Source organism: Pedobacter sp. GW822-FHT03F06 (genome assembly GCF_058801365.1).
Window position 1 is genome coordinate 56604 of sequence record NZ_JBXANE010000018.1, and the last position, 20800, is coordinate 77403.

General features: G+C 38.7%; 19 protein-coding genes. 5 read left to right on the forward strand and 14 right to left on the reverse strand.

Annotation, left to right across the window (positions count from 1 at the left end; all coding sequences use genetic code 11):
* Positions 1-152 precede the first annotated feature (152 nt).
* The 3 genes from AC1RJ8_RS23855 (at position 153) to AC1RJ8_RS23865 (ending at position 2441) form a co-directional block, all read left to right on the forward strand.
* The gene (locus tag AC1RJ8_RS23855; protein WP_029274974.1) at positions 153-710 is read left to right on the forward strand and encodes a C40 family peptidase; all 558 of its coding nucleotides are present in this window, start codon (positions 153-155) and stop codon (positions 708-710) included.
* Between the two features lie 163 nt (positions 711-873).
* Positions 874-1971 carry a CapA family protein gene (locus tag AC1RJ8_RS23860; protein WP_492955932.1) on the forward strand — a complete coding sequence of 366 codons (1098 nt, stop codon included), beginning with the start codon at positions 874-876 and terminating at the stop codon, positions 1969-1971.
* Positions 1972-2258: 287 nt separating this feature from the next.
* On the forward strand, positions 2259-2441 hold the full coding sequence (locus AC1RJ8_RS23865) for a hypothetical protein (RefSeq protein ID WP_131029493.1): 183 nt from the start codon (positions 2259-2261) through the stop codon (positions 2439-2441).
* A gap of 99 nt (positions 2442-2540) precedes the next feature.
* On the opposite strand, the gene AC1RJ8_RS23870 is transcribed toward AC1RJ8_RS23865, so the two are convergent.
* Positions 2541-2726, reverse strand: a complete 186-nt coding sequence (locus tag AC1RJ8_RS23870) for a hypothetical protein (protein ID WP_029274977.1) — start codon at positions 2724-2726, stop codon at positions 2541-2543.
* Between the two features lie 113 nt (positions 2727-2839).
* Positions 2840-4882, reverse strand: a complete 2043-nt coding sequence (locus tag AC1RJ8_RS23875; protein WP_492955933.1) for a M13 family metallopeptidase — start codon at positions 4880-4882, stop codon at positions 2840-2842.
* A 174-nt stretch (positions 4883-5056) separates the two neighbouring features.
* On the opposite strand from AC1RJ8_RS23875, the gene AC1RJ8_RS23880 reads away from it, so the two are divergent.
* Positions 5057-5998 carry an SPFH domain-containing protein gene (locus tag AC1RJ8_RS23880; protein WP_057930724.1) on the forward strand — a complete coding sequence of 314 codons (942 nt, stop codon included), beginning with the start codon at positions 5057-5059 and terminating at the stop codon, positions 5996-5998.
* Positions 5999-6346: 348 nt separating this feature from the next.
* Here the strand turns inward: AC1RJ8_RS23880 and AC1RJ8_RS23885 are convergent, their stop codons facing one another.
* The 4 genes from AC1RJ8_RS23885 to AC1RJ8_RS23900 form a co-directional block, all read right to left on the reverse strand.
* Entirely contained in the window at positions 6347-8512 is a 2166-nt protein-coding gene (locus AC1RJ8_RS23885; RefSeq protein WP_492955934.1) for a carboxy terminal-processing peptidase, read from the reverse strand.
* Between the two features lie 270 nt (positions 8513-8782).
* Positions 8783-9472 carry a hypothetical protein gene (locus AC1RJ8_RS23890; RefSeq protein WP_215165893.1) on the reverse strand — a complete coding sequence of 230 codons (690 nt, stop codon included), beginning with the start codon at positions 9470-9472 and terminating at the stop codon, positions 8783-8785.
* A gap of 29 nt (positions 9473-9501) precedes the next feature.
* Complete coding sequence (locus AC1RJ8_RS23895; protein WP_492955935.1) at positions 9502-10344, reverse strand: isoaspartyl peptidase/L-asparaginase; 843 nt, start codon at positions 10342-10344, stop codon at positions 9502-9504.
* Positions 10345-10425: 81 nt separating this feature from the next.
* The gene (locus AC1RJ8_RS23900) at positions 10426-11301 is read right to left on the reverse strand and encodes a cyanophycinase (RefSeq protein ID WP_131029499.1); all 876 of its coding nucleotides are present in this window, start codon (positions 11299-11301) and stop codon (positions 10426-10428) included.
* A gap of 294 nt (positions 11302-11595) precedes the next feature.
* On the opposite strand from AC1RJ8_RS23900, the gene cphA reads away from it, so the two are divergent.
* Complete coding sequence (cphA, locus tag AC1RJ8_RS23905; RefSeq protein ID WP_492955936.1) at positions 11596-14211, forward strand: cyanophycin synthetase; 2616 nt, start codon at positions 11596-11598, stop codon at positions 14209-14211.
* Positions 14212-14414: 203 nt separating this feature from the next.
* Here cphA and AC1RJ8_RS23910 read toward each other — a convergent pair whose 3' ends face one another.
* From AC1RJ8_RS23910 to AC1RJ8_RS23945, 8 genes are all read right to left on the reverse strand, one after another.
* Entirely contained in the window at positions 14415-14870 is a 456-nt protein-coding gene (locus tag AC1RJ8_RS23910) for a PA2169 family four-helix-bundle protein (protein WP_492955937.1), read from the reverse strand.
* Positions 14871-14975: 105 nt separating this feature from the next.
* Positions 14976-15893 carry a glycosyltransferase family protein gene (locus AC1RJ8_RS23915; RefSeq protein ID WP_492955938.1) on the reverse strand — a complete coding sequence of 306 codons (918 nt, stop codon included), beginning with the start codon at positions 15891-15893 and terminating at the stop codon, positions 14976-14978.
* 181 nt (positions 15894-16074) lie between these two features.
* Positions 16075-16836, reverse strand: a complete 762-nt coding sequence (locus tag AC1RJ8_RS23920) for a class I SAM-dependent methyltransferase (protein ID WP_492955939.1) — start codon at positions 16834-16836, stop codon at positions 16075-16077.
* Between the two features lie 13 nt (positions 16837-16849).
* Complete coding sequence (locus tag AC1RJ8_RS23925) at positions 16850-17497, reverse strand: O-methyltransferase (protein WP_492955940.1); 648 nt, start codon at positions 17495-17497, stop codon at positions 16850-16852.
* A complete protein-coding gene (locus AC1RJ8_RS23930; protein WP_492955941.1) occupies positions 17494-18813 on the reverse strand; it encodes a flippase in 1320 nt (439 codons plus the stop codon). Before AC1RJ8_RS23930 ends, AC1RJ8_RS23925 begins: the two co-directional genes overlap by 4 nt.
* A gap of 78 nt (positions 18814-18891) precedes the next feature.
* A complete protein-coding gene (locus AC1RJ8_RS23935) occupies positions 18892-19506 on the reverse strand; it encodes a hypothetical protein (protein ID WP_492955942.1) in 615 nt (204 codons plus the stop codon).
* 46 nt (positions 19507-19552) lie between these two features.
* A complete protein-coding gene (locus AC1RJ8_RS23940) occupies positions 19553-20065 on the reverse strand; it encodes a DUF1569 domain-containing protein (protein WP_492955943.1) in 513 nt (170 codons plus the stop codon).
* Positions 20066-20084: 19 nt separating this feature from the next.
* Positions 20085-20789, reverse strand: coding sequence for a proline and serine-rich protein 1 family protein (locus tag AC1RJ8_RS23945; RefSeq protein WP_492955944.1), 705 nt, complete (start codon positions 20787-20789; stop codon positions 20085-20087).
* Positions 20790-20800: the final 11 nt, after the last annotated feature.

A 20800-nucleotide genomic window follows, 5' to 3' on the forward strand; every position in this document is an offset into this window, starting at 1 on the left:
TGATGAGCAAAAAACAAAAATGTTAATAACTTTCGTTTTTTAACGTCTAACATTTGGATAACATTTGTATAATTAATACTTTTGGTAACCAACAATAAGCCCATGTGGTGTACGTTAATGTGTAAGTGAATACCCAAACATAACTGTATAACATGATTAAAAAATTTTTGTTTTCTACTCTAATTGCTATTTGCACGCTCTCAGCCGCATTTGCGCAAACAAAAACAAAAGAATCTGGTAAAGAATTAAATGATCCCGACAACCTTGCATCGCAATATTTTTCGCAGGTTATGGGTGTTGCGGTAGATGCAACTTCGAATTTAAAACTGTACAAGTTTATTTACGAATGGATCGGAACGCCTTATAGTTATGGTGGAAACACCAAAAGAGGGATCGATTGTTCGGCTTTCACTAAAGCGATTTACGATAAAGTTTTCAACACCACCATCAGAAGAAATTCGCGCGATATTTTTAGCATGGTAGATCCATTGTCTAAAGAAGATTTAAAAGAGGGCGATTTAGTTTTCTTCAAGATTAAAAGCAGAAGTATTTCACATGTTGGTATTTACCTGGGCGATAACAGATTTGCACATGCATCAAGTTCTCGTGGTGTAGTAATCAGCAACCTGAACGAGCCTTATTATAGCCGTTATTTTTACAAAGGCGGTCGGGTTTTAGAATCGTTTAAGAAAGAATTTACAGTAGAATAAACCAGTATACAGTTGGCAATTTTCAGTTGACAGTTATAAATTAAAAATATACGATCCTCCTAAAGAAATTTTGGAGGATTTTTTTATTATTTAGCATTTTAATAATTAGATAGATGCTGAAATAAATTCAGCATGACGATTGCTGTAAACCATAAAATCGAGAATGAAGTTTTTCAACACCTTAATCCTTTCCTTTATTGCAATAGTTATTTTAATTAGCTGCACGAGCAATAATGCACAGACTGCCGCGACTGTAGCCAAGCGGGATACAGTGATCAGAAAAATAAAAGATACCATATCCATTACTGCTGTAGGCGATATTATGCTCGGCTCTGCTTTTCCATCTAAAACCAATCTCCCTCCTGATGATGCTATAAATAGCTTCCAGGCGGTTGATCGTTTATTAAAAGGAGATATTGTTTTTGGAAACTTGGAGGGCTGTTTTCTCAACTCAGGCAATTCGAACAAATGTAATGGCATTAACCCGAATAACTGTTACGCTTTTAGAATGCCAGAGCGTTATGCCGGGATATACAAGGATGCAGGATTTAATGTTTTAAGCATCGCCAATAACCATGTTGGGGATTTTGATGCCAGGGGAAGAAAAAATACGGCAAGGATTTTAGATTCGCTGCAGATCCATTATGCGGGGCAGGTAAACAAACCTTTTGAAATTTTTGAAAAAGATAGTATAAAGTACGCATTCTGTGCCTTTGCTCCAAACGAGAATACGGTGTCGATTAATAAAATCGACAGTGCCAGGGCTTTGGTTGCCCGTTTAAAATTGATGGCCGATATTGTTATTGTTTCTTTTCATGGGGGTGGCGAAGGCGCAAGGTTTGAACATGTTCCCCGTAAGAACGAGATTTTTTATAAAGAGAACAGAGGTAATGTTTATGCCTTTGCACATGGGGTTATTGATGCCGGTGCCGATGTAGTGCTGGGGCATGGCCCGCATGTAACCAGAGCCGTTGAGGTGTATAAAAACAAATTCATCGCTTACAGTTTGGGTAATTTCTGCACCTATGGTATGTTCAGTTTAAAAGGCAATAACGGTATTGCGCCCTTGCTTCAGCTAAAAATAAATGCGAAGGGCGATTTTCTATATGCCGATATTGTATCAGTTAAACAGGATAAGGTTAACCGTTTAACCCTGGATGAAAATCATGGTGCCTTTAAACGGATTAAAGAATTGACAGATATTGATTTTATTGGCCATCAGCTGAAATTCGCTGATAACAGGATCAGTTTAAAAGATTAATTTTCTGCGACATCAATCTCAATTTATTTCAGAATATTTGTTGTATGAAACCATCATGATTTTTCAAACCACATAGTGGGATGAATAAATAGCTCAAGCCTTCTTGAACACCGTTACAACATTTACATTAGTGAAAAATCTGATAGCTTCATCACCTTTAAAAACAAACCGAGCTTTTGCGGGCTCATTAACTAAGCGAAGCGTTCTCTTGAACACCATTGAGAAAATAAATGCAAGTGAAAAATGCCATTGAAAACAATGAGCAATAAATTAATAATTATATAACGATGAAAAAAGGATTAATACTTCATTATATTATAGGTATTGCAGCTGCAATTTTAGTACTGGCAGCAGCATACTACATCAACCAAAATCCAGAGAACCTATTGTCTGCAGGAATTATTATCCTGGCAGGCTGTTTGGTTGCTTTTAGCCAGTACCAGATCATCAAACACAAAAAGAAACAATAGCATGGTTGCTGTTATGCAAACATGCTATTAAAGCCGGATCTAACATGGTTTTGCCATCTGTATAGTGACCGTTTGTTGTTAAAGTTAGAATAAACCTGGTTAGCTCTCGTCCTTCGTATTCTTTACCAGGCCAATTCCCGAAACAAAGAATATAAGTCCGATGATGCCATAAACCATTAATCCCCTTGTATTTTCGCTGTGGCTTACAAAACCATAGCCAGCGTATATTAAACCAATTATACCAAGTACGGTTAAGATGGTTCCAAAAGTGCGTTTTACATTCATAAGGTTATCTATTAGTATGATAAAGACAAAATATTGTCAATTTTGTTTTAAGCGAAACAAAAAGCCCATCTCATTAACTGAAATGGGCTTCTTTTATTAGATGAAAGGAGTATTTACCACACGCCTAACCGGTTTGTTGGAGCTATGTACATTTTTGCTGTTGCAGGGATGTTGAATGCTTTATAAAAAGCTTCCATATTGTAAACGGGACCATTTACACGGAACATTTCTGGGCTATGCGGATCTGTTTTTAATCTTACGCGCATACTTTCATCGCGGGTTTTAATTCTCCATACCTGGGCAAAGCTTAAAAAGAAACGTTGATCAGGCGTAAAACCATCAACCTTTTTATCGCCTTTTCCTTGTTCCGTTAATTTAAATGCATCGTATGCAATGTTTAAGCCACCAATATCGGCGAGGTTTTCGCCCAGTGTTAACGAACCATTTACATGCTGATTATCCAACAGGGAGAAGTTGTTGTAAAATGTTTCTACTTTACCCGCCTTGGCTTTAAATTTATCGGCATCGGCTTTTGTCCACCATTCTTTTAAATTACCTACCGCATCGTACTGGCGACCTTGATCGTCAAAACCATGTGTCATTTCGTGGCCGATTACCGCACCAATTGCACCATAGTTAATGGCGTCATCTGCTGCGAAATCAAAGAACGGGAACTGTAAAATCCCGGCTGGGAAAACAATTTCGTTGAAAGAGGGATTGTAATAGGCATTAACGGTTGGTGGAGTCATACCCCACTCTGTTTTATCAACATTTTTGCCGAGTTTATCCATCATTTCTTTGTAGGCATGTTTACTTGCCGATTGAAGGTTTGCATAATAAGTGTTTTTCGAAACCTCAACATCATCATACTTTTTCCATTTATCAGGATAACCGATTTTTTTGATAAATGCATTTAGTTTTTCTAAAGCTTTCTTTTTGGTTTCAGGTGTCATCCAATCTACCTTCTGGATTCTTTCTGCATATACTTTCTGTAAATTGTTTACCAAGGTTAACATACGCTCTTTAGCCTCAGGCTTGAAATACTTTTCGGCATACAACTGACCTAAAAGCTCACCCAAATTACGATCAGTAGCATTTACAATAGCTTTCCATCTTTCTGTTGGCGCCTGTTGACCATATAGTGTTTTAGAGAAAAAATCGAATTTAGCATCTCTGAACTTTTTGGTAAAGGCATTAGCCGATCTGTTTAAAGCATCAAACTTTAGCTTTTCTTTCCAGATTTCGATAGGCTGGCTTTTTATCAGGGCTGATAAAGTTTGATAATATTTTGGCTGCCTAACAATAACGGTATCCGTGTTTGCGCCGATTTTACTTAAAACAGATTTCCACTCTATGTTCGGGGTCTGTTTTTGAAAATCAGCCACGGTCATTTTGTTATAATTTTTCTGTGGATCGCGTAGTTGAACTGGAGTTGAATGCGACTGTGCAATAGCTGTTTCCAGTTTTAAAATATTGTCGGCATATTTAGCTGCATTCGCAGAATCGCCTGACAGGTTAAAAATTTTTGTGATGTATTTGATGTATTCGGCTCTGATTTTTTTTGCCTTATCATCCTGTTCTAAATAATAACTGCGATCAGGCAGGGTAAGACCGGCCTGCGAAAATGATAAAGCATTTTTAGTGCTTAATTTATCATCTGGTTCTACACCAAAGCCCAATAAATCTCCCTCACTATCTTTATAGCCTTCGGCAATAAAATTGATTAAATCCTTATCGTTTTTAATCCCATCTATTTTACTTAAGAGGGGCTTTATAGGTTCGATGCCCAATTTCTCAATGGTAAGGGTATCCATTCCACTGGTATAGAAATCGCCAACTTTCTGTTCGGTACTTCCTTTGGCTGCATTCGCTTTTGAAGCGTTTTCAAGAATGCTGTTCAGGTTCTTCAGGTTATCGTTATACAAAGTATAAAAAGAACCCCAGCCTGTTTCTGTTTTCGGGATTTCGGTATTTTTCATCCATTTCCCATTGGCATACAGGAAAAAATTATCACCAGGTTTTACAGTGGTATCCATGCCAGCTTTATCAAAAAAATCGGTGCGTGCATTCGCCACATCGGCATCTTGATGGCTTTTATTCTGGCAGGCAGCAAAAAGCAATACGCCGGCTGCCGGAAGAAATAATTTAATTTTCATCTGTTTCTCGTTTGTTTTTAAAAGTGATGAAGCGATCAGATTTTTTCATCCCACTGCTTGGTTTGAAAAATCATGATGGTTTCATTGTATATAAGTTAGTTAGAAAGCTTAAAGCTACAAAATGCCTGATGTAGTTTGTATGAATTTTTTATAACTTCATAAAAAAATCTAATTATGCAATACACCATTTACATTATAGCTGTCGTAGGATTTATTATCCTGCTGAGCTCATTTGTTACTGTTAAACAGGGAACCATTGCGGTGGTAACCGTTTTCGGTAAGTACCGCCGCCAGTTAAGGCCAGGTTTAAATTTTAAAATTCCATTAATAGAGCAGATTTATTCTCGTATTTCCATTCAAAACCGCTCTGTAGAGCTGTCGTTTCAAGCGGTAACACAAGATCAGGCCAATGTATATTTCAAGGCTATGCTCTTGTATTCTGTTGTCAATCAGGATGAAGAAACGATCAAAAATGTAGCTTTTAAGTTTGTAGATGCAACCAACTTAATGCAGGCATTAATCAGAACGATTGAAGGTTCGATCAGGGCATACGTGGCCACACAAAAGCAGGCAAATGTATTGGCACAACGGAACGAAATTGTACTGCATGTTAAGGAACAGATCGATCAGGTTTTAGATGGCTGGGGTTACCATCTTCAGGATCTTCAATTGAACGATATCACCTTTGATGAGGAAATTATGCGTTCAATGAGTCGTGTAGTAGCTTCGAACAACTTAAAAGCTGCTGCTGAAAATGAAGGCCAGGCATTATTAATTACCAAAACCAAAGCTGCCGAAGCTGATGGTAATGCGATTAAAATTGCCGCTACAGCCGAGCGCGAGGCTGCACAGTTACGCGGACAGGGTATTGCTTTATTCCGTGCAGAGGTGGCTCATGGTATGAGTAAAGCCGCCCAGGAAATGGAGCAGGCCAACCTGGATATTTCAGTAATCTTATTTACCATGTGGACTGAATCGATTAAACATTTTGCTGAAAATGGAGATGGAAACGTTATTTTCCTCGATGGAAGCAGCGAGGGCATGAACAGAACCATGAAAGAAATGATGGCCATGCAGTTGAATAAACAGACTGAGCCAACGGCGAAGAAGGGGTAGTGCTTTTGTCGTGCTGCAGATATTGCCGTGCTGTCAGATGTTACCATCTGACAGTAAATAGATCAAAGATAAATATTGTTTAGTGTCGGATAGGAATATCCGACACCGCGAAATAAAGACTTCGGAAGTCTCTAACAAAAAAGGCCGCTTCAGTTTTGCTAAAGCGGCCTTTTATTATACGTATCGTCATGCTGAACTTGTTTTACAAGTAGAAGTAGTATTTTCAGTTGTCTTGTAGCTACTACGTGGTCAGCATCTTTCCTGCTAGATAGACTCTGAAATAAATTACCTTCGGTGAGCTCGCTACGGCTCGGTTCAGGGTGACGACTATGAGTTAAAGTATATTTCTTAGTTATTCTTTGGCATCACCCCTAAGTTCATCACATAGTTGCCAGATTGTTGCATAAAATCGCCCATCACTTTTAACGATTCATCTTCAATAAAATCGAAAGCATCTTGCTTGGTAATTTTATCTCCTTTTTTAATGGCAGGTAATCCTCTTAATGCCCTTAATTCATTCTGTCTGGCAAGTGTTTTAGCTTCCTGTGCATCGCGCTCAGCTTTAAGTTTTGCCTCATTTAAGGTTACAGAAACTTCATTGTCACGTTTTTTAAGATCGGCAATATCTTGTTTCAGGTATTTAAAATCCAATGAGTTTGCAATACGCTGCTCGCTGTTTTTAACCAGCTGTGCTTTAACAGGGGTCAGATTTGCAACTGCTTTAAAGCTCGAGCTTGGAATTACGTCCCATGGTAGGGCAGATGATTCAGTATCTTCCCCGATTTTATCCATCGGATAAACTGAAGGGAAAACAACATCAGGTGTTACACCTTTATGCTGGGTGCTGCTTCCTGCTACACGGTAAAATTTAGCCATGGTTAGGTTAATCTGACCTAAGTTAATATCAGCCGCGCTTGCTCCGCTTGGCGATGTGCCAACGGTTTTATCTTTAGAAATTAATCCTGCTACCCTTTGCAACATACTTGGGTTTACCAATTTGTTTAAATCGATAGAAGACTGAACAGTACCTTTACCATAAGTTTGGCTACCCATAATAATACCACGGCCATAATCCTGTATTGCACCGGCGAAAATTTCTGATGCAGATGCGCTTAAACGGTCTACAATTACACCAAAAGGCCCATCCCAGGTTACACCGCTATTTTCATCCTCATCCACTTCAATTTTACCACGTAAATCTTTCACCTGAACTACAGGACCTCTATCGATAAATAAACCAGTTAATGAAATGGCTTCAACCAATGAACCGCCACCGTTTCCACGTAAATCCATTACAATTGCATTTACCTTATCGTATGTTTTTAACGAGTCGATTAATTTTCTAACATCGCGGGTAGTGCTTTTGTAGTTTTTATCACCTGCATTTGCTGCTTTAAAATCAGCATAGAACGCTGGTAGGGTGATAATCCCGATTTTATAATCTTTACCATTACTGTTAATGGTTTTAACTTTTTTCTTGGCAGATGTTTCTTCCAAAACAATTTTATCGCGAACCAATTCGATAATAACCGGTTTAGATGACATTTCTTTTCCAACAGGGATAACTTTTAAACGCACTTTGGTTCCTTTAGGACCTTTAATTTTCGATACGGTGTTATCCAATCTCCAACCCACTACGTCAACAAATTCTCCATCGCCCTGGGCTACAGCAATAATACGATCGCCAGCACTCAGTTGTTTCCCTTTAAATGCAGGTCCGCCGGCAATAATTTCAGAGATTTTAACTACCTCGTTTTCTAATTGTAAACGGGCACCAATACCTTCAAAAGAGCGTGACATATCTTCGTTAAACGCTGCTGCATTGGTAGGGTTAAAATAATTGGTGTGTGGATCGATAGATTCGGTAAAAGCATCCATCAGAATCTGGAATACATCCTGATTATTGGTTTTCGAAGTCTGCGACTGTAGGTTCTGATAACGTTTAGTTAATGTCTCTACGTTCTTTGCTTCAGCTGTTCCAGCTAAATTTAAATTGATCAGTTCGTATTTAACACGTTTTTTCCAGGTATCGTTTAATGCTGCAGAAGAAGTTGCCCAAGGCTGCTTCTCTCTGTCATATACATAACTGTCGGTTTGGTTAAAATCGTATTTGGTTTTAATCTGTGCTAAAGAATAGGTAAAATATTCGTTCAACCTTTTGGCATAAACGTTATAGATGAAAAATGGGCCGCTTAAATCGCCATTTTTGAAATCATCATCCAAAGTATATCTGTATTTTTCAAATTCCTTAATATCCGAAGCCAGAAAATAATTTTTGCCCTGATCTAAAGACTTGATGTACTTATCTAAAATGATAGAAGATATAGAATCGTTGATCTGAATTTTTTTATAATTATAACTCTCAATCAAATTTACAACCTCTTTTATAACAAGTTGTTGCTGCTCATCAGGTTTCACATTGGTAACACCCTCAACCATTGGCTGAGTTTTAGGTGCGGCATGACAAGCAAGTACTGCCGCAGTAAAAATTACAAAAAATACTCTCTTTAACATCTCTTTAAATGATTTAAAATCCATTTCCAATTCTATATAGCCAATATGATACCATTTTAGCAAAAAAACAAAAAAGAGACAGCATTATTACCGTCTCTTGTTAAAACTTTATCAAATCTAACTAAAAGCTTTTTATTTAACAATTTCCTATGTAGAACGTTGGGCGCTATTTTTTGTTTTGATCGACACGCAAAATTTGACCAATTACAGACCTTTAAAAGCTGTATTCCCAGTAATATAAGAAAATTTATAGAAAAATAAGTATTTAAACTAGCTTGGGTTTACCTTTTTACTGGTGGTTTTGCTGGCGATCATTTCCCTGGCGTCTTTGATTTGCGTTTTGTACTGGGTAGTTTTGATCGAGTTGGCAAGCCATTCGGCCGATTTCAGATCTCTAAGTGCAAGTGTAAAATCTTTCTTTTTAATTTTAACCTGAACAATACCTAAAATAGATTCGATGTATGAATTGTTGCTTTTTAGCTGTTTTGCCAATATGCCCTGTTGGGTATAAAACCACATCGATTGGGTATATTTGGTATTGGCCAGATAAACTTTGCCCAAAAGGTTATAGGTGTTCATTACTCCTGCCCTGTTTCCAGTTTTTGAATAATTTTTTAAAGCCACATTTAAAAGAATCTGCTCAGCATCAGTGAAACGGCCAAGTTGATAATGCATACTGCTCATCTTGATAACAGCCTGTCCGTACCTGTTAAAGTTTTTTACGGCATTATATTCGAAAGCGGCTTTGCCAAATAAGGTGAGGGCTTCGTTGTAATCGCCTTTTCGCTCTAAATCTTCTGCCTCCTCAAAAAAAGAATTGCCGTCTTCCAGATCAAATTTAGATACGGCAATATTTATAGCACTACCATTAGGTTCTTGGATCTCAGATTTATCTATATTTTGAGCTTGTAGTTGTAATGATGCAAAGAGGCCGATTAAAGCCAATACAATCTTGGTCATGCAACAAAAATAATACTTTAATTCAAATTTCAGCTAAATACCTGTAAATTAACATCAAAAGATGCCCAAACCATGTATGGGTGCGAATCGCAATGGTACACTTCGCCTGCTGCAGAAATGCCTACAACGCCCGCAAAGCCATCAAAAGCTTTAAGTTCGGCGAAAGATTTATCTGATGCTTCCTTTAAAGAAAAACCATCGGTAACACGGGTTACAATTTTTGCGGCTAGGGCACCGCTTACAATATCTTCGCCTACTCCGGTACAAGAAATACCAGCATATTGATTGGCGTAGTTGCCCGCAACAGTTGCAGAGTCACTCACCCGGCAAGGGATTTCGAATCCTTTTCCACCTGTGGAGGTTGCTGCTGCCAAATTTCCATCTGCATCGAGTGCTACACAGCCTACCGTTCCTTTATTGTTTTTTTGATTTAGTTTAGCTTCGTATTCTGATTGGCGTTGCGGAGTAACCGGGTTAAAATATTCAAATCCATTTGTTCTTGCAAATTGCTGGGCACCATCACCACTGAGCACCCGGTCGTCATATGTTAATAGGCTTTCCGCAATTTGTATGGGGTTTTTAACGTCTTCTACATTAATTACACCACTAAATTTTTCTGTTTTACCATCCATTAGGGCTGCGCTCAACCTCACTTTTCCATCGCTTTGAATCTGTGAACCAATACCAGCGTTAAACAGCTCGTTATCTTCTAACAGCGCAACAGTATAAACCACGGTTTCTAAAGCAGTATGCGTTCTCAGGTATTCGTGTCCGAGCGTAACAATCGACGCCAAAGCATCCTGTTTAGCCTTTTTCGTTTCCTGGTTGGTAGACGATTCGCTGAAGAAGCCGCCATGTATGATTAATTTCATTTTTTTTGAGTATTGTCGTATTAAGTAGCAAGTATCAAGATTGGGTAAGTCCTAACTGAAAATCGCCCACTGCTAACTGAATTACCCTATCGGAACAACCTTTGGATGATGGATCACTAAGCTATGGTCTGTTAAATCATAAACGTCGCCATCGCACATTACGTGTACCACCATATTTTTAATGGAAACAGGCTGACCCATTTCTACATCGGTTAAATTGGTATCGGCCATATTGCGGCCATCTACTAAAATTACCATGCCTGAGCCAATGGCTTCCATTGTATGGCCATCAGAGATGAAAAGCCCGGTGTCCTCACCCAGACCAATGCCTAAAATACCGGGATTGCTGGCAGCGGCGTATAACAAGCGGCCAATTCTTCCGCGTTGAACAAAATGTGTATCAACAATAACATCATCAATAAAGCCTAATCCACCGGTAATTTTAACCTCTCCCTTAAGTAAAGCATCTTTGCTACTACCCTGATAAATCATATTTTTAGAGCTTGCGGCCGCCCCTGCAGAAGTACCCGCAATTACTACAGGCTCATTTCTATACTTTTCTAACAGGATCTGATGGATTTTTGTTCCACCGAAAATTGAAGAAAGGCGAAGCTGATCGCCTCCGGTGAAAATAATTACCTCTGCTGCTTTGATACGTTCATAATTTTCATCAGAATTGGCTTCTTCACGGTTGGTAATGTTAAGGACACCAACATTGTGCACATCTAATTGCGCATAAGCCTTGATATATTCTTCGCCAACTTTTTCGGGCATTAGTGATGCTGTTGTGATGATCTCGAAGCGAGATTGAGTATCTCTTAATGATTCTGTAGTAATCCGTTTTAAAATTCCACGCTCAAAAAAATTCATATTCTCAGGCAGTCCAAATTGCGTTTCTGCGAAGCTGCCTGTGTTTATTGCGCCACCAATGATGATGAGTTTACCTTTCGGAACCATTCTTTGTGTATTATAATTGTATCAAAAAACCCAAATATATAGGCTTATGATAAAAAACACGACTTTTTTTGTCAAGAATATTCAATTTATTAACAAACGTTAAAATATTATAACCTAAAATTAACAGGATTGTGCTTGAAAATAAAACAAATACACCTTAAAATTGATTTAGCTAAATGGAACGTCTAATTTCAAAATAAATGCATAATTTACCGTCACCAATTTTATTCTAAAAATTGAGTTAAAAAGGCTGTCCCAAAAGCTTGTTTAAATAAGAAACGAACAAAACATTACATGAAGATATCAAACATACAAGTATTAAGAGGGCCAAATATATGGTCAATAAGCCGAAAAAAATTGATCCAGATGCGTTTAGATCTGGAAGATTTGGAGCAGAAACCAACCAATGTAATTGAGGGTTTTAGTGAGCGGATAGAAAAATTGTTACCCAGCATGTTTACCCACCGCTGTTCTAAAGGTGTTGAAGGTGGCTTTTTCACCCGGGTAAAAGAAGGAACATGGATGGGGCATGTAATTGAACATATTGCCTTAGAAATTCAAACTTTGGCCGGAATGGAAACTGGCTTTGGCAGAACTCGCCAAACTAAAACTGAAGGTATTTATAATGTGGTATTCAGTTATCTGGAAGAAAAAGTTGGTGTTTACGCTGCTGAAGCTGCGGTTAAAATTGCTGAAGCCCTGATTAATAACGAAGAGTACGATTTAGAGCACGATATCCGCAGGATGAAGGAAATACGTGAGCTGGAGGCGTTAGGACCAAGTACAGGTTCTATTGTAGAGGAAGCCGTAAGCAGAAGTATTCCATGGATCAGATTAAATAAAAGCTCTTTGGTGCAATTGGGATACGGTAAAAATCAGGTACGTTTTAGGGCTACTATGACTGAAAGAACCAGTAGCATCGCTGTAGATATTGCCAGCAACAAGGAAGAGACAAAACGTCTACTTACCGAAGCTGCAATTCCGGTGGCATCGGGTGTCACCATTTCTAACCCTGACGACCTGGAAGCATCGGTTAAAAAAGTGGGATTTCCACTCGTTTTTAAACCACTTGATGGCAATCATGGCAAAGGTGCAACCATTAATGTGAAAACAATGGAAGATGCTTTGGCAGCTTTCGAATACGCCAAAACCTATTCTAGAAAGGTTATCATAGAAAAATTTATTACCGGTTTCGATTTTAGGGTACTGGTAATCGATCATAAGGTTATTGCTGCTGCACAACGCGATCCTGCACACGTTAAGGGTAATGGAATTCATACGATCCAAGAATTGATCGATAAGGAGAATGAAGATCCGCGCCGTGGTTATGGTCACGAGAATGTGCTAACAGAAATTGCGGTTGATCGGGATACTTTAGATCTGCTCGCCAAAAAAGAATATACCTTAGAAACCATTCCTGAAAAGGGAGAAGTGGTTTATTTAAAATCAACCGCAAATTTAAGCACCGGTGGAACATCTATCGATGTAACTGATATTGTACACCCACAGAATATTTTTATTTGTGAAAGGATTTCGAGGGTAATCGGATTGGATATCTGCGGTATCGATATCATGGCGCAGGACCTTACTCAACCCTTAACTGAAAACGGAGGTGTGGTTTTGGAAGTTAATGCAGCACCAGGATTTAGGATGCACCTTGCACCAAGCGAAGGTTTGCCTAGAAACGTGGCTGCATCGGTTATCGACATGCTGTATCCACAGGGAAAATTATCACAGATCCCGATTATTGCTGTAACGGGAACAAATGGAAAAACGACTACCACACGGTTAATTGCGCACATCATCAGAAGTAATGGTAAACGTGTAGGTTTTACCACCAGTGATGGTGTATATGTGCACAACACCATGTTAATGAAAGGCGATACCACTGGGCCGGTAAGTGCCGAGTTCATTTTAAAAGATCCGACAGTTGAATTTGCGGTACTGGAAACCGCCCGTGGCGGAATTTTAAGAGCAGGGCTGGGATTTAATGCATGTGATATTGGCGTAGTGACCAATATCCAGGAAGATCACTTGGGTATTTCTGATATCCACAATCTCGACGATTTAACCCGCGTAAAAGCCGTTGTGATCGGAGCGGTACGCCGTAAAGGTTGGGCAGTATTGAATGCCGACAATGGTTATTGCGTTCGCATTGGCAAAGATGCACGTTGTAATGTTGCTTATTTTAGCATGGATGAAAATAATCCGGTGATTAAAGAGCATTGCAGAAAAGGTGGAATTGCCGCCATTTATGAAAACGGATACATTACCATTAAAACAGGCGACTGGAAATTAAGGGTAGATAAAGCCACGCATATTCCTTTAACTTTCGGTGGTTCTGTGAATTTTATGATCCAAAATGTGCTTGCAGCAACGCTCGCCACCTATTTATGGGGTTATAAACCTGAAGATATCCGTTTATCGTTAGAAACATTTATCCCTTCTGCAGCACATACGCCAGGAAGGATGAATATTTTCAGGTTCAAAGAATTTAAGGTACTGGTCGATTTTGCGCATAACCCTGACGGATTTAATGGCGTGAAAGGTTTCTTGCAAGGGGTAGAGGCTACCGAACATGTAGGTATTATTTCGGCAACAGGAGATAGAAGAGATGAGGATATTATCGAAACCGCACGCATTTCTGCTCAGATGTTTGATAAAATTTATATTTGTCAGGAGAAATATCTCCGTGGCAGACAACAAGAGGAACTTGTTGATCTGCTGGTAAAAGGCATTAAGGAAGTGGATCCGGATAAAGAGATCATTATTAACAATAAGAGTACTGAATGCTTGCAGATCGCGATTGAAACGGCTAAAAAAGGCTCTTATTTAACGATCCTAAGTAACACGATCGACAATACAATCCAACGCGTTACCGAACATTTAGATCGGGAATTGGAATCTTAATTTCATTAATTTACTTCGCCACCAATCGTCATTTCGAGCGGAGTGCAGCGCAGTCGAGAACCATGTAGTGCTCAGCGAAGCTAAATCTAAATAGATAGATCTCTCCGTTCCGCGTTGCTCCAGTCGAGATGACGATACATAATAAAAAAACCTCCTCCGATAATGAATCGAAGGAGGTTTTTCCGTTTTTATGTCTCGGTCACTTATGCCTGAGCATCACGTAATCTTTTAATTTCATCATGCGATACTCTTAACGATGCTTTTTGGTCAGCAATTAAATCTCTGATGTTTGAAGGGATATCTTCTTCCTCTAGTGCCGTTTTATACGCATTTTGTGCGGCATCTTCCCCGAATTCACAATTATTTAAAACAGTTTTACGATCATGGCCGGTAAATAATGCCTTAACATCCATCCATGCCCTGTAAATTTTTCCTGAGTTTGTTGTTCCGGTTTCAATGTCTTCACCCAATGCAGATATTTCGGTCGCCAAAGCCATTTTATATTTTTGACTTTCGGCAATCATATTTAAAAATAGCGTTTTCAGATCGGCATCTCCATCCTTCAATTCCTGACGTGCTTTTTCATAACCTTCAATACGATCGTTATTAATCTGAACCAGATCGTTTAATACCTCTGCTGTTGCTGTTGTCGTTTTCATGTTTTTTTATTTTTATAGTTTCGATGTATAAAAGCAACATGAGCAATTAAAAAAAGGTTTGTCATTTTTTTTAATTGTCTACAACAGTGAGCTATATCAGCATAATTATTTCTTTGAAAAGTATTGTGCCAGCTTTTCTTTTACAAAGCGTCTAACACGTGTTACCATATTGCCTTTGCGTTTAATCAAAAAGCTTTTGATGGCTTTGTACGCAATGGGGTCTTCAGCTATTACGGTCGGAAATTCGACAATGGGTTTGGGGTTGATAATTACGTTATAGATATCGTTTATTCCTGAGTGTACGCCGGTGCCATCATGGCCAATATTGTTAACAAGTGATTGCGACGGGTTAAGTGTGATGCCTCCTTTTAAAAAGATAGAAGCATACCATCTAATTGCCCAGCTGTTGTTTTTTCCTTTCTTAAATTCTAGCATCTGTTTCCAGAAATTCATTTTATTGTCGATGGAAAATGCGGCTCTTTTCTTTTTATCAAACTGTTTTATCAGGACGTCAATATCTGGCTCAAAGTTTTTCCATGCCCTCCCCCATGTGGCCCAGCCCCAACTTGTAGCTGCCCTGTAGAAAAATGATTGTGAAAGGTTATCTGATTTTAAGGGATACATATAAGCTCCAATATGCATTACTTTTTCCTCTTCGCGGTAGTGGTTTAAAGCGTTGTTGAAATAAGCTAAAGTATGGGGAGAAGTGACCAGATCATCTTCAAAAACAATTACCTGATCGTATTCTGCAATTAACTGGGTTACCCCTGCAATTACCGAATTGGCTAAGCCTGCATTGGCCTTACTTTCGATTACTTTAACCGATTTAAAACCATCTGCTTTTTTGATGATTTTTCTTACGGCAGCAACTTTTTCTTTGTCCTGAACTGTTTTGGCACCATCGGAAAAGATATACAAATGGCTTTGTGCTGCCAGTTCATTTTGTTGCAGAAATTGTAACGTACGCTCGGTATGCTGCGGGCGGTTGTATACGAAAAGTGCTATCGGGGCAAGGTTTTGCATTTTGTTTTACGATTGAAGCTTTATAGGGTTAACCATATCAATAAATTGGCCAATTGTTGTCGCTCATCGTCATTTCGACTGGAGCACCGCGGAATGGAGAAATCTTTAAATGATGTTAAGAATCAAGCCATAAGATTTCTCGACTTCGTTGCAATCGCTCGAAATGACGATCGCCCTACTCCTAAAATATATGTAGATTATTGTCAGACTTTCTTGTTAACACGGTATAGGCATTGGCAAATTGCTCTTGCTTTTTCTTCCCAAACCAGTTACCTAAAGTTTTTTTAATCCGGTATTCAAGCTCTATTTTTAAGTTTTTAGAAAAAGTTTTAGGTGCTTTTCTATTGATAAATTCATTAAACTTTACCGTTTCTGGTGCAGTCATCGAAACTTTATCTTCCAGGATTTCTAAACCCTCGCTCTGCAGCAAAAACCTCAGGGAAGTTGGGGTATACATGTTAATGTGTCCATAATCCAGAAAATGTTTCATTCTTTGGTCTACACCAAAGCGATAATCTTTAGGTACTTCTACTACAATATATTTTGCTACCCTTTTCAATTCACGGATCAGGATCCTTTCATGTTCTACGTGCTCTAAAACGTGCGCAAGAATAATCAGATCAAATGCATCATCTTCATAAGGGATTTTATACCCATCAAAAGTTTGTGCTTCTTTTAAACTGGAAAGGTTGCGGTCTTTTATAATGTCGACACCACTCTGTGCAATTTCTAAAGCATACAATTCTGGTGCAAAATGCCATTCATTTAAAAAATGTAAAATACTACCATCCCCGGCGCCAACCTCAAGCACTTTTTTAGGCTTTAATCCTTTGCAAACCTCAACAATATTTTGCGCTTTATATTTTGCGCCAAGCATTCTCCACGCTACATCGCTATTGGTATAAAAATTATCGTAGGCCGTTTTTACTTCTTCGCTTAACATAATGCTTACTGATTTAAATACCTAAACAATTATTCTGCTTATAAAAAACTGAGGTTGCTTTTTCGTAAAAAAGGCCTGGTGAGATCCCGCTGAAGCTGATTTCTTTGAAACCTTGGGCCTTTAAAAGCACACGGGCAGGATTATAAACTTCACGTTCACTATCATCCAAAACTAATACTCCGCTTTCTGATAATGCATCAACGCTGTACTTGCAGCAGTTTACACGGTCGCGACCATCAACAATAATAATGTCGAATTTTTTATCGAGCAAGGTTGCTTTTTTAGCGTATTCTCCATCTTTTTCTAAATGGCAGAATATCATCTCGGCATTAGCCGGACTTGTATTTTTTACTTTATCAAACCAGCCTTTATCGTGCTCCACAGAAGTTACCGAGCCAGCTCTTTCTGCATAAAAAATAGTAGAACTGCCAGAGCCATATTCGAAAATGTGCTGTGTTTTGTTTATGCGTTCTTTAATAAAATCGATAAACGAATAGGTTACCCATGGCAATGCTTTTCCTTGCCCGTCTACGGCCTGTTTTTTATCAAAAGCCGTGAACCAGCCAATGCTGTTCAGATAGCCTTTATGTCCGTATGATAATAATGCCTTAAGCCTGCCTGGCTTTGCAATTAATGTGGTTAATGCTTTAAGAGTACTCAACGTTTAAATATTTTTTGAAATGCGGTGACCAAAAATAATGATTTTAACATCATTATACCTTGTTGCCTGGTTTTAGGGATTAATAAAAGATAAAATGTTGATACAAAACAGGCTATAAGGGTAGCAACTGATGCTCCTACACCACCGTATTTGGGAATTAACCAAAGATTAAGCAGAATATTAACTATAGCACCTGCGGCTGTTCTATAAAATGAGATTTTGGTAAAGCCCTCCGCAACTAAATACTGGGAACTTGCGGTGCCTAGAAATACAAAAATCCCTGACCAGATGTGGATGGATAGCATAGGACCAGCACCATCATATTTACCTCTGTAAATAAGGTGAATAATATCTGCAGCAAAAAAGCTGATAAATAAGGCAACAGGTAAACTTATAAAAATTAGCAGATCGTAAAGGTTTTTAAGCCGTTTTTGATAACGGTCCAGATCTGTTTTGCGGGCATTTAATAAAGCAGGGAATACAGAGGTAACAATTGCAACCGGAATGAAATACCAGGCCTCGCTGAGATTTTGAGCGGAACTGTAAATCCCAATGGCCTTACTACCAACGCTTTTAAGCATCACCACATCTATCTTCATATAAATGGAAACCATTACTGCTGAAAGGATAAGAGGAGATGATTTTCTTAATAAGGATTTCGCTCGTTGTTTGTCGAAACGCCAGTTAAAAATACTAAAGCCACGTTTCTGATAAACAATTATCAGGCCTACCGCCAAGATCAATCCTTCTAAAACATATGCAAATACAATATAAATCAAAGGAAGCGATAGTACAATAATTACTACCTTAATTATTGAAATTGCAACCAGGCAAACGTTCTGAACCTGTACAACATATTTGGATTGTACCTGAGACTGAAAATACGCATCTATAACATTAAATGATTTAAAGAAAGATGCGAAAGCAAGTAGGCCAACCAGTAATGTTAAGGGAGTGCCGGGATTTGATGATAAATTGTGGCTGATTAAATAAATACCAATTGCAATAGGGATAAGCAAGCCGTTTGTAGCTATTCTGAGCCATAATGAAGTGCCGAGGATTTCATCGCGCTTGTCGGGTTCCTGAATAATTTCACGGATAATGAAAGTATCAAGTCCTAAGGCGCCTATTGCAGCAAGTATTGCCACCAAAGATAACCCAAAACTTAAATCTCCAAATAAAATAGGGCCGAGGTAGCTTGTAATTAATACATTTACAATAAGGCTGAGCCCCTTGCCAAATATCACCCACCCCGTATTTTTTAAATACTTGTTAAATGCTTCTTCGTCAAAACCTTTTATGGCGGGTAATTTCATTAACGCAAAGATGTAAAAAAATGTGCGTTAAGTTAGGTGCCGAAAATTCAAAATATTAAGTACACAATATCAGTACTATTATTTTCCTTCACTTTTGGTCTCCAGTGTTTTTGTTTCTGAAGTTTTAGTTTCAGGAGCCGGTAGAGGAACTGTATTTACAGCTTGGGCAGGTTTGCTATTTAAAGGCGCACCAACGGCAATATCGCACCTATGGTTAGGCTGGCCGTGGGGTGGGTTCAAGCCCTTTCCTGTTTTTATAGCTACAGTCTGTTTTACTGCAGGCTGTGTGGTAACAATTTGAGTTGGTTTGCTGTCTAGAGGCGCGCCGATAGCAATATCGCATCTGTGGCCAGGTTCTCCATGTTTAGGGTTTAGTTTTTTACCTGAAGTGTTTACTACAGGAGGTGCCGGAACAGTTACTGGTTGTGGACTAGCGCTTTTTTGTGGTTGAACTGCAGCTGTTTGGTGTAATGGTGCACCAACGGCTAAAGCACAGGTATGGCCGGCATCGCCATGGGGCGGATTGAAAATAAGGTTAGTTTTAGCATTTTGCGCTGCGGGTTGAACAGTATTACTTTTTTGAAGTCCCTGTATTCCTGTAGGTGTTGGGATAACAGCTTGAGCAGTTTCTTTCTTTTCGCTATTACAGGCGCAAAGTAGCGTTAAGGCAAAGAGATAAAAAGTATGTTTCATGGCGCTGAATTTATGTTTATCCAAATATGGCGAAATTAATTTACGCCTAAAAACTCTTTTCTATTCTTTCTAACTGCTTGAGGTGGTGTTTTAAATGAATTTCGATAAATCTTAGCCATTGTTTGGCATTCAAGTAGCCTAGTCGTGGGTGTTTTGTTTTACAATTGGCTTTTGCGTGGGCAATTGCGGGATAATTATCATCAAGGCCTTTTTCAAATTCTAAAATAAAATCAAGCGCTTCGGTTTTGCTGATTTTTTTTACACGTTCGGCCAGTCTTTTCGGAACTTTATACTTTTTTGCCGGCGGCAGGGTGCCTAAAAGCAAAATCAGTTTTACAATAAAAAGTGTGGGTTTGTTTTCGCCTTTGCCACTTGCTGCGCGTTCAAGTGCAATTAGGGAGAGCAGGCTTGAATCAAAAATATGCGAGTATACTTCGCTGTAACTCCATCCGGCAATGGGTGGCGTGGTTTGAAAAATATCCTCACTATAGTGAGATAATTTCGATTTATAGGCATCGACAATTTTGTGTATCGATGCCTTTATTTTTGCAGCCGTCATTTAATAAAGATAAGCCGAATTACTGGTTCTCCAAGTATTTTAAAAAGTCGTCCTTATTAGATTTAAAAGTAAAAATATCAGATAAGGTAAAGTAATTCTGAGGATCGGCAACGGTTTTGTAAAGGTTCCGGGCTACCTTCAAACGTTCATCATCAAAGGCAAAAGATTTTAAAAGCACCCTGGCCTGGGCACTTAGCAATGAGGCGTTTTTACTCACAACATTAATCATTCTTGTTCTGCCATCATCAAAACTTTCCCTTCTATATTGCGTTAAAAAAGCCTGAAAAGCCTCATCAGATAACAATCTGTAATTCAACTCGGGCACTGCTGGTGGAGGAGGAACAATGCCCGAATTGTAATCTCCTGTATAGCCATCAAAATCGTTAAGGGCATACTGCCTGTTGCGATAGATTGTTAGCTGCTTTAAGGTAATTAACCTTTTATCTTCAAAACTCAAAACAAGCCGTTGTTGTGGGATAACCCTTATTCTCTGTTTCAAGATTACAGTATTGCCCTGAATAATAGATAGCATGGGTGCAGAATTGTATACATTATAAAAACGGAACCTACCGTTGGCTGATCCCACCAGTTCTTCATCTAAATATACATTATACTTGCCGGGGTTAACGATTTGCAGAAATACTTCGGCAGAACTGCGGTTGTTTTGAGCGAAACTTAGGGTAGCAAAAAGCATTGCCAATCCTAAAAAGATGGTTTTTTTCATTTTAATTAAGG

Bases quoted from the DNA above. Each gene is read 5' to 3' on its own strand.
- AC1RJ8_RS23870 (WP_029274977.1), bottom strand. From the start codon at position 2,726: ATGAATGTAAAACGCACTTTTGGAACCATCTTAACCGTACTTGGTATA.
- AC1RJ8_RS23900 (WP_131029499.1), bottom strand. From the start codon at position 11,301: ATGGTTCCGAAAGGTAAACTCATCATCATTGGTGGCGCAATAAACACA.
- AC1RJ8_RS23860 (WP_492955932.1), top strand. From the start codon at position 874: ATGAAGTTTTTCAACACCTTAATCCTTTCCTTTATTGCAATAGTTATT.
- AC1RJ8_RS23940 (WP_492955943.1), bottom strand. From the start codon at position 20,065: ATGACGGCTGCAAAAATAAAGGCATCGATACACAAAATTGTCGATGCC.
- AC1RJ8_RS23895 (WP_492955935.1), bottom strand. From the start codon at position 10,344: ATGAAATTAATCATACATGGCGGCTTCTTCAGCGAATCGTCTACCAAC.
- AC1RJ8_RS23920 (WP_492955939.1), bottom strand. From the start codon at position 16,836: ATGTTAAGCGAAGAAGTAAAAACGGCCTACGATAATTTTTATACCAAT.
- AC1RJ8_RS23935 (WP_492955942.1), bottom strand. From the start codon at position 19,506: ATGAAACATACTTTTTATCTCTTTGCCTTAACGCTACTTTGCGCCTGT.
- cphA (WP_492955936.1), top strand. From the start codon at position 11,596: ATGAAGATATCAAACATACAAGTATTAAGAGGGCCAAATATATGGTCA.
- AC1RJ8_RS23885 (WP_492955934.1), bottom strand. From the start codon at position 8,512: ATGTTAAAGAGAGTATTTTTTGTAATTTTTACTGCGGCAGTACTTGCT.
- AC1RJ8_RS23875 (WP_492955933.1), bottom strand. From the start codon at position 4,882: ATGAAAATTAAATTATTTCTTCCGGCAGCCGGCGTATTGCTTTTTGCT.
- AC1RJ8_RS23945 (WP_492955944.1), bottom strand. From the start codon at position 20,789: ATGAAAAAAACCATCTTTTTAGGATTGGCAATGCTTTTTGCTACCCTA.
- AC1RJ8_RS23865 (WP_131029493.1), top strand. From the start codon at position 2,259: ATGAAAAAAGGATTAATACTTCATTATATTATAGGTATTGCAGCTGCA.
- AC1RJ8_RS23890 (WP_215165893.1), bottom strand. From the start codon at position 9,472: ATGACCAAGATTGTATTGGCTTTAATCGGCCTCTTTGCATCATTACAA.
- AC1RJ8_RS23880 (WP_057930724.1), top strand. From the start codon at position 5,057: ATGCAATACACCATTTACATTATAGCTGTCGTAGGATTTATTATCCTG.
- AC1RJ8_RS23930 (WP_492955941.1), bottom strand. From the start codon at position 18,813: ATGAAATTACCCGCCATAAAAGGTTTTGACGAAGAAGCATTTAACAAG.
- AC1RJ8_RS23855 (WP_029274974.1), top strand. From the start codon at position 153: ATGATTAAAAAATTTTTGTTTTCTACTCTAATTGCTATTTGCACGCTC.
- AC1RJ8_RS23910 (WP_492955937.1), bottom strand. From the start codon at position 14,870: ATGAAAACGACAACAGCAACAGCAGAGGTATTAAACGATCTGGTTCAG.
- AC1RJ8_RS23915 (WP_492955938.1), bottom strand. From the start codon at position 15,893: ATGCAAAACCTTGCCCCGATAGCACTTTTCGTATACAACCGCCCGCAG.